This window comes from Ruegeria sp. AE3 (assembly GCF_056542225.1).
In genome coordinates, this window is record NZ_JBQFZL010000022.1 from 20,162 (window position 1) to 33,063 (window position 12,902).

Annotated in this window: 8 protein-coding genes; 5 read left to right on the plus strand and 3 right to left on the minus strand. The window is 59.9% G+C overall.

Translation table 11 applies throughout. The annotated features are described in order from the left end of the window. Positions 1-24: 24 nt before the first annotated feature. The 3 genes from ACR0NZ_RS19690 to ACR0NZ_RS19700 all read right to left on the minus strand — a co-directional run bounded on the left by ACR0NZ_RS19690 (position 25) and on the right by ACR0NZ_RS19700 (position 5,604). The gene (locus tag ACR0NZ_RS19690) at positions 25-1,023 is read right to left on the minus strand and encodes a hypothetical protein (protein WP_480521290.1); all 999 of its coding nucleotides are present in this window, start codon (positions 1,021-1,023) and stop codon (positions 25-27) included. Then, the gene (locus ACR0NZ_RS19695; RefSeq protein ID WP_480521292.1) at positions 1,016-4,729 is read right to left on the minus strand and encodes a hypothetical protein; all 3,714 of its coding nucleotides are present in this window, start codon (positions 4,727-4,729) and stop codon (positions 1,016-1,018) included. The genes ACR0NZ_RS19690 and ACR0NZ_RS19695 overlap by 8 nt, the downstream gene beginning before the upstream one ends. A gap of 245 nt (positions 4,730-4,974) precedes the next feature. Continuing rightward, positions 4,975-5,604, minus strand: coding sequence for a response regulator transcription factor (locus ACR0NZ_RS19700; RefSeq protein ID WP_480521294.1), 630 nt, complete (start codon positions 5,602-5,604; stop codon positions 4,975-4,977). Positions 5,605-5,824: 220 nt separating this feature from the next. On the opposite strand from ACR0NZ_RS19700, the gene ACR0NZ_RS19705 reads away from it, so the two are divergent. From ACR0NZ_RS19705 to ACR0NZ_RS19725, 5 genes are read left to right on the plus strand one after another with little or no spacing between them, the layout of a single operon-like run. After that, positions 5,825-7,066 carry a pyridoxal-phosphate-dependent aminotransferase family protein gene (locus ACR0NZ_RS19705; protein ID WP_480521296.1) on the plus strand — a complete coding sequence of 414 codons (1,242 nt, stop codon included), beginning with the start codon at positions 5,825-5,827 and terminating at the stop codon, positions 7,064-7,066. Between the two features lie 15 nt (positions 7,067-7,081). Beyond that, on the plus strand, positions 7,082-8,281 hold the full coding sequence (locus ACR0NZ_RS19710; protein WP_480521298.1) for a malate--CoA ligase subunit beta: 1,200 nt from the start codon (positions 7,082-7,084) through the stop codon (positions 8,279-8,281). After that, positions 8,278-9,165, plus strand: coding sequence for a succinate--CoA ligase subunit alpha (gene sucD, locus ACR0NZ_RS19715; RefSeq protein ID WP_480477448.1), 888 nt, complete (start codon positions 8,278-8,280; stop codon positions 9,163-9,165). The genes ACR0NZ_RS19710 and sucD overlap by 4 nt, the downstream gene beginning before the upstream one ends. Further along, positions 9,165-10,136 carry a 2-hydroxyacid dehydrogenase gene (locus ACR0NZ_RS19720; protein WP_480521300.1) on the plus strand — a complete coding sequence of 324 codons (972 nt, stop codon included), beginning with the start codon at positions 9,165-9,167 and terminating at the stop codon, positions 10,134-10,136. The genes sucD and ACR0NZ_RS19720 overlap by 1 nt, the downstream gene beginning before the upstream one ends. After that, positions 10,136-12,766: a phosphoenolpyruvate carboxylase gene (locus ACR0NZ_RS19725; RefSeq protein ID WP_480521302.1), complete on the plus strand. Its 2,631-nt coding sequence runs from the start codon at positions 10,136-10,138 to the stop codon at positions 12,764-12,766. Before ACR0NZ_RS19720 ends, ACR0NZ_RS19725 begins: the two co-directional genes overlap by 1 nt. The last annotated feature ends 136 nt before the right edge of the window (positions 12,767-12,902 follow it).

Below are 12,902 nucleotides of genomic sequence, written 5' to 3' on the forward strand. Positions count from 1 at the left end.
TTTGTTGCGGATGCAGAGGGGGTCCTATGGCGCGGCGAATGCGCTTCCCGTCCAGACATTGTCCAATTGATTGAAGACCGGCGAGGTGATGAGCATCTCGGCAGGGTACAGCAATTGCAGCTCATCCGCGAACCGCGTGACGCCGGGTACAAGCCCGGTGATGTTTTGCCACGCGGCCCAGCTGCCGGGATCGGACAGGCTGGTGGGATTGCCGGGATCAGCCGCCTGGTGCCAACCGGCCGCATTCAGGATCGGCGAAAGGGCAAAGCGCGCATCGTTGCTGTCAACCTCGGAACAGGCAGCAGCATCGCATTCCCAGCTTGTCCAGTCTGCCGCCGCGATGGTCCCGGCAATCGGGGCGGCGGCGTCGATGACCCGTGCCAGAACCTCGAACCCGCCACCCGCAGTCGGACGGCTGAGCGACAGCGGGTCGGTGGCCACGGCATGCAGCGCCGCGGTCGGTGCCAGGCTGAGGGTTCGACCGATCAAAGCCAGCTGTGCGATGCCGTCGGTCACGGGGCCTGATCCGGCGGCCGGAAGGACCCTGACAGGTGTCAGGATCGGCACCGCACCGCCACGTATCGCGATCTCCTGCAACGCATTGTCGAAGGCCGGAACGAAATCACTGCGGATCGTATAGCTCAGCGGGAAACTGGCCTGCTGCGGACCAACGGGCCTTGCACCGTCGCGGGTGATGAAAGACATCGGCGGAACGGCACCCGGTTGCGGCAGCGAAATCTGCGGTCCCGCGATACCCAAAGCGGCCGCGATCATGCGAGCGCGCTGTTCGGCCTCACCATACTCGCTCAGCAGATTGATATAGCCGCCGATCTCGGTGATGTTGCGCGGCGCAGGGATGCGCGAAGGGGCAATATCGCCCGCAATGGCCAGCCTATGGGCAATCACCTCACGGGCGCGCTGGATCGCCGGAGAGTTGGTCGTTTCAAGAATGCTGATGATCGCCTCGGCAAGGCTTTCATCAATTCCCGGTTTGTCCGTCACATTTGTGCTCGTGTCACTCATTGTCGTCCTCCGCAGGGGCGTTCAGGCCATTGAGGAAATCCAGCACCGACTGGCTGCCAGCCTTAGTCGCGCTGCCGTCATCGGCATCCGCGTTCGCCTTGGTGAAGGCCCCGAAAAGCTTGGCCAGAAGCAGTGTGTTGGACGGGTTGGCCAAAGCCGCAGCCCCGCCGGGGAAATCCTTGAACAGGTTTTGCGTAAAGGCTGCCCGGTTGCCGTCTGCCTGTCCGCCAATCAATGCGGCGACACCCGAGGCGTTCTTGGCGATATCCTCAAACCCCTTGATCTTGTCGGCGTTGCTGGCATCGAACGCCTTTTTGTCAGCGGCGGCTTTCTTGGCCTCTTCCTCTTTGCGGGCGGCAGCGATTTCCTGACCTTTACCCGCAAGTTCCGTGGCCTTTCCAACCAGTTCTTTCGTCAGATCCGTTGCCGTGTCGATGGCCTTGTCTCGCCCCGCAGCGACCGATTGCGTTTCAAGCGCAAGCTGGGCTTGCAGTTCCTTCAGGCCCGTAAGATCGGTTCCCGCCCGCGCAAGATCAGGCGCGGCCTTGAGGATTTCGGCCAGTTGCGACGTGGGCACAGCCTGGCCGGTGCCAATGTCGCCCCCTGCAATAGTCAGCGTGTTCGACGGCTGGTTGTTCGGCAGGTCTGACGGCGCGCGGGTGCCAAAGATGGCGTCACTGTCAGCAGGCAGGACCGGCGCGTCGCCAACCGGCGGCGGTGTCGGGCTGTCCTGCCAGTTCCAGAAGCGGCGGTGGTCGATCATCTCGCAGGAATTGCAGCGGCCCAGAACGGCCTCGCCCAGCAATCCTCTGGTCGGCAGTGAAATCGTGCGGCGCGGTGGCCGGAAATCCTCGCGGTGGAAGGCCAGCAGACTGTCCTGAATATCACCGGTCCGCATCTCCATCCGGTCGGCCAGATCGGGCGGGATCGAGAAGGGCATGATCATGGCATTGCCATAGAACCCCAACACCTTGTTCTGGACGGTGCTGAGCAGCGATATTTCGCTTGAGGCATCGTCCAGCCCGCCTTCCGGTACCCCGATGGTGAAGCGTTCCAGCAGGATCGCACGTTCTTCGTCCGTCATGCTGGCCCAGATCACGCGGGAATAGCGAACGGTGTTGGCCACAACATGCTGGTACATCTCTTCGATGCGGCGCAGATCCCGGCGTGACAGAACGTCCGGCACCTCCTGCACGGAATAGGGCAGGGTGGCAGGCAACGCCTGGAACGTGTTGTCATCAACAACTGTCTGGGCGTTTTCATTCATACGCGCCTCGAACTCGCTGACCATGGGCGGACCCACCAGATCGTCAAAGTCCGAGCCCGAGATCGTGGTGCGAAGGCTGCGGTTGATATTGCGGGTGGCCCGGTCCAGATCGTCGGCATCTTCCAGATTGGCCAGATGTTCCCAGATGTTGAAAATGTTGATGGGATCCGGACCAGTGTAGAACGAGTAGGCAAACGAACCCGTCCGCCTGCGCAGCTCGACACGGGCGATATCCGACCGCTCGACCGAACGGGGCAAAGCCACAGACCCGGTATAGGTCCGGCGCTTGGTCGGATCACGCCGCGCATCAGCCAGCCGGACAAGCAGGTTCTCGCGTGTTTCCGCTGGCAGGTCATGCAGGTTGTCGATGTCGATCGGTGAACCGGTCAGGGGCACAGGTCCGACCCGGTCGCCATCCTGCGTGAAGATCACAACAGAAATGTCATCATTGGGCATGAACGTGCCCTGCGCCTCGAAACTGACGATGTCCTGTGCGACACCGGGCGCGTTCTGCGGTGTTGCGTCCTTGTCCGCATAAAACTCTTCCAGAAGCTTCAGGGCGCTGCGGAATCTGCGGCGGTTTCGGAACACGCGCCGGAACACTTCTGCATGGCGCAGGATGACCTTGTACCGGCTCAGCAATCCGGACCGGGTGACATTGCCCGGCAACTGGTCACCTTGCCCCAGACGGCGGAAGCGGATGAGTTGCATCGGCACAAAGACCACCAACTGCACGCCCTCGATACGTGTTTCCAAGGAAAAGTCGCGCAGGACTTCGAACCATTGCATGGTCATTGCGTGGCAATGATTGCGGTTGGCCACGAATTTCGTTGTGGCCGTTCGCCGATCCGTCGCAGTTGCAGTGCGCACACTGGTCCGTGCCGAGTTGCGCTTGACCGAAGCCGCCCGTTCAAGCGCGGCAGAGAATGTCTCATGCGTGTCGGACAGAAAATCGCGCGATGTGTTCTGCGTGTTGGACGAATTGCCGGAAGAATTCGAACTGGACCGTGCGCCGCTGAAGCCCACGCCGCCGACGATGGCCCCGATGCCTCCGAACAGGCCGCCACCAACGCCACCTGCGCCTCCGAAGCTCTTTGAAAAAGCGCGGGTCGAAAACGAAGACGTACCCTGAATTACCTCATCCAGCGCGCTTTCAAACGTACTGTCAAAGGACGTGTCGCGGGCTTCCTCGAATTCCTGCTGTTCTTCAAATGTCAGGCTCTCTCGTTCACGTACGCTCAGTGTTTCGCGCTGTTCCGACACGACAATCCGCTGCTCTTCTCCGGGGGCAAGCGGCAGGGAATAGACCAGCCGACCCAAAGACATGCCAGCGTGAACAGCCGTCGACCGCATCTTGGCAATATAGCCAAGCGCAAGGCTCGACGCTTTGGGCACATCCTGCGGCCGTTCCTCAAGATCTTCAAAGAAGTCTTCGATATCAATGGGTTCGTCAATCGGAATCCGGTCTCGAAAATCCCAATCACCCCCGTCATTGTTGAACGCGGCCAGAAGCGTTTCGGCTGATAGATTGGCCTGAGCAAAGGCTGTGCCCGGGATAGTCGTCACAAAGCGGCCACCGCCTATGGGGCGCGTTCGAACGATATTCTTGGGCCCGACGAGCGGATCAATCAGCCGGTACAGAACCGAATAGCGCCGCCGTGAAACCGTGCCACCTTCGGTTCGGTACTCCGACGCGCAATCGCCCTCGCCCAGCACGATAGGGGCCTGCGTACCGGTGAAATCTGATATGTTTTCTTCGGCATCCTCGGGATCCACCGGAAAGATATCGGCCAGCTCACCGACGATCGAACGGTGCAAAGGCAGGACAGTGCGATCCAGCACCACAAGACCCATTTCGCCGTCCAGCGCGTCAACGCGTGGCACGGCTTCTGTCAGGGTGGTGTTCTGGCCCCTGATCCGTAACCGCAGGCCGTTCTGCGGCAGGCGGAGGTTAGGCAGATCAACCGAAAAAAGACCACGCGCGTCCGTGACGGCGGCTTTGACAGCCCACGAAAAATCTGCGTCGTCGATCCCTTCATTGGCGGTAAAGGTGGGGCGCAGGACCTCGACGATCACGCGTTCGGCAGGGGTCCCGTCAGGGTTGATCAGTTCCCCCCGCAATTTCGGGGCGAGGGTGGGAACGACCGCCCCCAGAAAGCCTCCGGCCAGATCTTCGCGAATGGTTGCAAGCTGACGAAAAACCGCACCAGTCGACTGGACGCGCCGGTCGACCAGATCGTTGATCACTTCTGAGGACAGCTCAATTCCGACGCCACGGCGCAATGCCTTGAGCTTTTCCGCCTCAACCCGCTTCTGATCCTCAACGCTGTGCGCACCAGCCGCGACAGTGCCGGAAATTTCCGCTGATATCGATGGGTTAGGCCGAAGATTTGGTAGGGACAGCGTTATGCGCGGGGGCTCACTGCTGGAGTCGGACATGAACGTCACCTCTCGAGAAAGAGCTGAAAAAACGAGATGTCAGAAAAATAAGTCAAATCATTAAAGGTGACCCAAGGTAACATGTCTGGGGGATTCGCGGAAGCAACGCAGGGTTGTACCCGCTGCAACGCGCGGCAAAGCGCTCAGGACAAGCGTAGTGTCCCTTGCCGCTGACGGTATCCAGAATTGGTCAGGGCCAGAGGAAAAACCTGTCGGGAAACACCGGCACCCAGATCGCCTTTGGTCTAGTTTCGCGACTGCTGAGACGAATAGAAATACGCAATGGCCTGCGTGCGGTTTTTGACACTCAGCTTTTCGTAGATGTTGGATAGGTGAAACTTGACCGTGTTTGTCGAAATCTGAAGTTCCTTTGACAAATCCCGGTTCGACATTCCCTGCGCCAGCGCCTCCAGAATTGCGCGTTCTTTACGCGACAGGCTCTGGATCGGGTCCTGTTGCATTTTCCGGATATCGATGAACGGGAATACCATCTTACCCGCTGCCACTTTGGCGCAGGTTTCCAGCAGACCCTCAACCTCGCCCGTGCGGGCGGCAAATCCGGCCGCACCCGCCTGCATCGCCAATCGCGGAACATCGCCGCCAGTGTCGCCATAAACGACAAAGCGCGGGGCGTTGGGCTGATCGCGCAGAACCTCGATCAGTTTGGCAGCGCCTAAAACCGGAAGCGTCCAGTCGACGACACCGACCTGAACGGGAACCCGCATCACCGTTCCCAGAAACCCTTCGGCCGTTGCTGACGTGGCCATCAGCGAGAATCGGGGGTCCCGCTCGAATATCTCGGACATGGCCGACAGAACCAGCGGGTTGCCGTCCGCCAGCATGATGTCGATGGGTTTGCCCGGTGTCTCAACCATATGATTTTGCCCCGAATTCGGAAAAACCTACCCATAAGATTAGGTAGATTCTTTGTATACCTTCGTATTTTTACCAAAACGGGTAGGTATTGCCCCATCCTATTGGCCATCCAAAAGCAGTAGTAAGTTACGTTGCGTCATAAGGCAAGCTCGCGTTTCCTGCTCGGTAACTTGACACGACGGGCCGCAATGCCCGGCCAACAGCCGAGGATGCCAGACCATGACTTTTCAGATTTTCCCTCCGCTCGAAATCCCCCAAACCCTCGCTGCGGGGCCGGGGCCGGGTAACACGGATGCCCGCGTCCTCAAGGCCTTTGCCAATGCAGGCGTTGCCGATCACATGCAGGGGGACGTCCTTAGGGGGATGGTCGAATGCAAGCACATGCTGCGGAAAATCTGGGGCACCCAAAACGCCTATACCTTTGCTGTTGCCGGCACCGGTTGGAGCGCCCTGGACACCATGTTTTCGGCTGTCATGCCTGGCGACAAGGTCGTAGCTTTTGCCAACGGCACATTCTCGGGGATCGACGCGCTGACCCTGCGGTTCAAAGCGGCGACGCCCGAAGAACATGCAGCCAACCCGATGGCGCCTCAGGCCGCCAGCGTCACCGTGATCGAGGTTCCGCACGGCCAGCCGGTCACCGGTGATCTGGTCGAGGCGACTCTCGCGCAGCACAAACCGAAATGGGCTTTCATGGCGCATTGGGAAACCGGATCTGGCCGCATCAATGACCTGCGCGGATTTTCCGACGCGTGCGAACGTCATGGCGCGATGGGTCTGATCGATGCGGTGTCGTCTCTGGGCGTCGATGACTTCTCGATAGACGATTTTCCGGGCATCGCCGGATGGGCGTCCTGCCCGCAGAAAGGTCTATGCTGCCTGCCGCTGACCTATGCCCCTGTCAGCTTTACCGACGCCTATATCGCATCACTCAGAACCACCGGTGCCTATACCTATGTGCACAATCCCATCTTTGAGGCCCGCCATTGGGGCATTGTTGATGGGCAGGATGTTGAAAAGGGCACCTATCACCGCACCCATTCGGGCTACGCCGTTGCGGCCTTCCATGAATCCCTGCGCCTGACCCTTCAGGAAAGTCTGGCCAAGCGGTCCGCATCGTACAAGACGCATGAGAAGGTTCTGCGCGACGCTGTTACCGAAATGGGCTGCGAGGTCACCTCCGACATGCCCAGCCTGATTGTGCTGAACCTGCCCCCGGAACTGGCTGGCCGCGAGATGGAGCTGGTCCAGAACTGCCGTGCGCGCGGGTTTGGCATCTGGCCGACCCTCAGCGAACCCGTGCAGGTGCGCATCGGCATCCTCAACCAATTGAACCGCGAGGCCGTCAGCCGGATTGTGCGTCTGTTCGCCGAAGCCATCCGAGAACTGGGCGGAACGGTCAATCAAGACGCAATCGAAGACCTGCTGGAAAGCCGTTACGGCACCTCAATCGCTGCATAAACAGGAGCGGATCAGATGGATATTCACGAATATCAGGCAAAGGAAATTCTTTCGAATTTCGGTGTCGCCATACCATCCGGCGCACTGGCCTACAGTCCGGAGCAAGCGGCCTATCGGGCGCGTGAGCTGGGCGGTGACAAATGGATCGTCAAGGCGCAGGTCCATGCAGGCGGTCGCGGCAAGGCCGGAGGGGTCAAGCTGTGCAACACCGAGAACGAAATCTATCAGGCCTGCGATGATCTGTTTGGTCGCAAGCTGGTCACGCATCAGACCGGCCCCGAAGGCAAAGGCATCTATCGCGTCTATGTCGAAGCCGCGGTGCCGATTGACCGCGAGATTTATTTGGGTTTAGTCCTCGATCGGTCCAGCCAAAGGGTGATGATCGTGGCCTCGTCCGAGGGCGGGATGGAGATCGAGGATATCTCGGCTGACCGCCCGGAAAGTATCGTCCGCTCCATCGTGGAACCGGCGGTTGGGCTTCAGGAATTTCAGGCGCGCGAGATCGCATTCAACCTGGGGCTTGAGCCCAGGCTGATCCAGCAAATGGTGCGTACGCTACAGGGCTGCTATGCCGCTTTTAGCGAGCTTGACGCGACAATGGTCGAGATCAATCCGTTGGTCATCACAGGTGACGACCGGGTGCTGGCGCTTGACGCCAAGATGAGCTTTGACGACAACGCCCTGTTCCGCCATCCACAAATCTCTGAACTGCGTGACAAAAGCCAGGAAGACCCGCGCGAAAGCCGCGCGGCCGACCGCGGACTGTCTTATGTCGGGCTGGACGGAAATATCGGCTGCATCGTCAACGGTGCCGGTCTGGCGATGGCCACGATGGACACGATCAAGCTTGCCGGTGGCGAGCCTGCAAACTTCCTCGACATCGGGGGCGGGGCTTCGCCCGAACGTGTGGCCAAGGCGTTTCGTCTGGTCCTGTCGGACGACAATGTTCAGGCCATTCTGGTCAACATCTTCGCTGGTATCAACCGCTGCGACTGGGTGGCCGAAGGCGTCGTTCAGGCCCTGCGGGAACTTGACCTAGACCTGCCCGTCGTCGTGCGGCTGGCTGGAACAAATGTTGAAGAGGGTCAGAAGATTTTGGCCAAGTCCGGCCTGCCGATCATTCGCGCCTCAACGCTGATGGAGGCGGCAGAACGCGCTGTTGGCGCATGGAAAAACGACCTTACTCAAGGCACCAAGATGAGGGCTGTGAAATGAGCATTCTTCTCGACCGTGACTCGCGCGTCATCGTGCAGGGCATTACCGGCCGCATGGCTCGGTTTCATACCAAGGACATGTTGAACTATGGCACCAATGTCGTGGGCGGTGTCGTACCCGGCAAGGGTGGGGAAACCGTCGAGGGTGTTCCGGTCTTTGACACCGTCAAACAGGCTGTCGAGGCGACCGGCGCGGATGCCAGCCTTGTTTTCGTACCCCCGCCATTTGCGGCTGATTCAATCATGGAAGCCGCAGATGCCGGTATCCGCTACTGCGTCTGTATCACCGACGGGATTCCGGCGCAGGACATGATCCGGGTGAAGCGGTACATGTACCGCTATCCGAAAGAGAAACGCATGGTGCTGACCGGGCCGAACTGTGCCGGTACGATCTCGCCCGGAAAGGCGTTGCTGGGCATCATGCCGGGTCACATCTATCTGCCCGGCCATGTCGGCATTATCGGCCGCTCGGGCACGCTGGGCTATGAGGCTGCGGCGCAACTGAAAGAACGCGGCATCGGTGTCTCGACCAGTGTCGGGATTGGTGGCGACCCGATCAACGGGTCATCCTTTAAGGACATCCTTAAGCGCTTCGAAAAGGACGAGGACACCCATGTCATCGCCATGATCGGCGAGATCGGTGGCCCGCAGGAAGCTGAAGCAGCGGAATACATCCGCGACCACATCACCAAACCGGTGATTGCCTATGTCGCGGGTCTGACCGCCCCGAAAGGCCGCACGATGGGCCACGCGGGTGCGATCATCTCGGCCTTTGGCGAAAGCGCCAGCGAGAAGGTCGAGATCCTGTCCGCCGCCGGGGTGACCGTTGCCGAAAACCCCGCTGTGATCGGTGAAACAATTGCCCGTGTGATGGAGGCCGCGTGATGGTCAAACCCTCGGTTCTTGTGACCCGTCGCTGGCCTGCCGCCGTCGAGGCGCAGCTGGCCGAGAATTACAACGCTGTTCTGAACACCGGGGACAAACCCATGTCCCCGGCCGAAATTCGCCAAGCCTTGAAAACTTACGACGCGGTACTGCCAACTGTAACGGACACACTGAGCGCCGAGGCAATGGACGTCCCTGGTGCGCAGACCAAAATACTGGCCAATTACGGTGTCGGATACAGCCACATCTGCGAACCTTCGGCGCGTGAGCTGGGCATGACCGTGACCAACACGCCCGATGTTCTGTCCGAATGCACCGCCGATATCGCCATGACCCTGCTGCTGATGGTGGCGCGGCGCGCGGGCGAAGGTGAACGCGAGCTGCGGTCCGGCACCTGGACCGGATGGCGGCCCACGCATCTGGTTGGAACCAAGGTCAGCGGCAAAACGCTGGGCATTATCGGCTATGGCCGCATCGGGCAAGAGATGGCCCGCCGTGCGCATCATGGCTTCGGCATGGATATCCTCGTCTACAACCGCAGTCAGATAGCGCCGGACGTGCTGGCCAGGTGCAATGCAACGCAGGTGGCCTCGATTGACGACTTGCTGCCGCAATGCGACTTTGTCTCGCTGCATTGCCCCGGCGGGGCTGACAACCGGCATCTGATCAACGCGCGCAGACTGGGCCTGATGAAGCCCGCCGCCTTTCTGATCAATACCGCGCGCGGTGAGGTGATCGACGAATGGGCGCTGATCCAGGCCCTGATGTTCGAGATGATCGGCGGGGCCGCGCTGGACGTGTTCGATGGTGAACCCCGTATCAGCCCGGACCTGCTGCAATGCGACAACCTCGTGATGCTGCCACATCTGGGCAGCGCCACCCGTGAAGCGCGCGAGGCGATGGGGTTTCGGGTTCTCGATAACCTGAATGATTTCTTTGAAGGCCGCGAACCCCGGGATCGCGTGATCTGATGCAAGCGCTGGCCCCGAATATTCAGTCCACCCCCAACCCTTCGAGCTATGCCGAAGGGTTGCGCTCGGAATTGCGGGCGTTGTGGCGGAACATATTGCTGAAACGGGCGCCACATGTGGCGGCATGGGCCGAGGCCACGCCGCTGCAACCCATTCCCACGGGACCCGAGGCAACGCCGTATTTGCAGGCCCTTTCTATCTGGTTCCAACTGTTGTGCATCATCGATGAAAACGCCGAAGTTCGGGACCGTCGACTGACCGAAACCCAAAACGGCGCAGAAGCGGTAGAAGGCGGTTTTGCCGAAGCCCTGACGGACTTGTCCCTGACCTATAGCCAGGTTGAAAAGCTGACCGCTGACCTGTGTACCGGTCCCACTCTGACCGCGCATCCGACCGAAGCCAAGCGGGTTACGGTTCTGGAAATTCACCGGCGTATCTACCGCAACCTCGTCAGTCTTGAAACGCAACGCTGGACCCCGACAGAACACGCCGAATTGCTGAATGGTCTGGAAGGAGAGATTGATCTCTTGTGGCTGACAGGCGAACTCCGCCTGTCGCGCCCAAGCCTGCACGACGAGATCGAATGGGGGTTGCAGTTCTTCCGCGATGCAATCTTTGATGCCGTGCCGCAGGTTATGGGCCGGTTCGATCAGGCCTGCCTGCAAGTGCTGGGTCGTACGCTGAGCGATACACCCGATATCCGCTTTCACAGCTGGATCGGCGGCGACCGGGATGGCAACCCGAATGTCACGACCGAGATGACCGCATTGGCGTTGAAACGCGGACGCGAAACAGTTCTGGACCTATATCGCCAGGCACTCGAACGTGCCGCAAGCAGGTTAAGCATCAGCGCGCTGATATTGCCTTTACCTGAACCTGTCAGGACGCAAGTACAAGCGATAGTCGACCGGGCTCCGGTCGCCGGACGCAATCGGAATGAACCGTTCCGGCAAGCACTCAATGCCATTCGCTATCGGCTGACAAACAGCGGCTATGATCACATCTCGCAATTCGTGGGCGATCTCGACACGCTTGATACCGCTTTATGTGCGGTCAACGCGGATATTCTGGCGCGGCAGCACATCCGTCCGCTGCGCCGGGTTGCTTCGGTTTTCGGGTTCCGGACCACAACGCTGGACATCCGCCAGAATTCGACCGTCACAACCGACGTTCTGGCCGAAATCTGGTCGCATAGCGGAAAGGTGCCGGTTTACGGCACAGCCGAATGGTCTGCCCGCTTGCGAACCGAACTGGCCGATCAGAACCTGCCCTATCAAAACCGCGACGCGTTAAGCGATCAGGCGCGGGAACTGCTTGCTCTTCTGGCTCTGGTCCATGGTGTGCGATCGGGACCGGACCCCAAGGCAATAGGGCCCTTCATCCTGTCCATGACCCGTTCGGCCGACGACATTCTCGGTATCTACCTATTGGCCCGCTATGCCGGGTTTGGCTCCGAAACTTTGGATCTTTCGGTAGTCCCATTGTTCGAGACGATTGCCGATTTGCGAAATGCCCCATCGATCCTGCTGGACGTTCTGGCTGTTCCGCTTGCCCGTCGCAGCCTCAAAACCGACGGTAGAGTAATCGAGGTGATGCTGGGATATTCGGACAGCGGCAAGGACGGGGGCTATTTCTGCTCAACATGGGAGTTGGAGCGCGCCCAACGCCGGATCGTCTCGGCGCTGGCTTCGCAAGGTTTCAAGGTCACGTTTTTCCATGGTCGCGGCGGCTCGGTCAGCCGGGGCGGTGCACCGACCGGGCGCGCCATCGCCGCGCAACCCAGCGGAACAGTTGCCGGGCGGTTGCGCGTGACCGAACAGGGCGAGGTGGTTTCGGCCAAATATGCCAACCGGGGCACGGCTGCGGCGCATCTGGAGTTGTTGCTGTCAAGCACGATGCGCCATACGGCGACCCCTGACGAGGCGCCTTCACGGCCTGAATTCGATGACGCATTGGATGCTTTGTCAGAGTTGTCACAGACAGCCTATGTCTCGCTTTTGCAGATGCCGGGTTTTCTGGACTATTTCCAGCAGGCGAGCCCTGTCCAAGAACTTGCCCGCCTGAAAATGGGGTCCCGTCCGACCCGTCGGTTCGGCGCGGCCAGTCTGGACGACCTGCGGGCCATTCCATGGGTCTTTGCGTGGTCGCAGAACCGCCACCTGATCACTGGTTGGTACGGGTTCGGCACCGCCATGGCCAGTTTTCGCAAGTTTCGCGGCGCGCGCGGTGATGACGTGTTGCACGACATGTTTCGACACTCCCGCCTGTTCCGCCTCGCCGTCGATGAGATGGAAAAATCGCTCTATCAGACGGATATGGAAATCGCAGCGCAGTATGGCGAATTGGTCTCTGATATCGAGATCCGCCAACGTGTATCGCAGGTAATCAAGGCGGAATACGATAGTGCCTGCAAAGCGATCCGGTTTCTGACAGGTGGTCAGGTCATCGGCCATCGCTTTCCCCGCCTTTGCGAGAGGTTTGACCGCAAACAGGCCGAATTGGCCCGCATTCATGCTCTTCAGGTCGAACTGCTGCAACACGCCCGCAACGAACCGCAGGCAGGGTCAGTTCCCGTGCCCCTGCTGCAATCCATGAACGCCATTTCCGCTGGTCTTGGCTGGACCGGCTAACCATTTTCAGGAGATCAAAACTGTGAACGCCCCGCATCGAACAAACGGATTTTTCACCCAGTCCTTGTCGGACCGCGATCCTGAGCTTTTTGGCTCGATCCGGTCTGAGCTGGGTCGTCAGCGCGACGAGATCGAG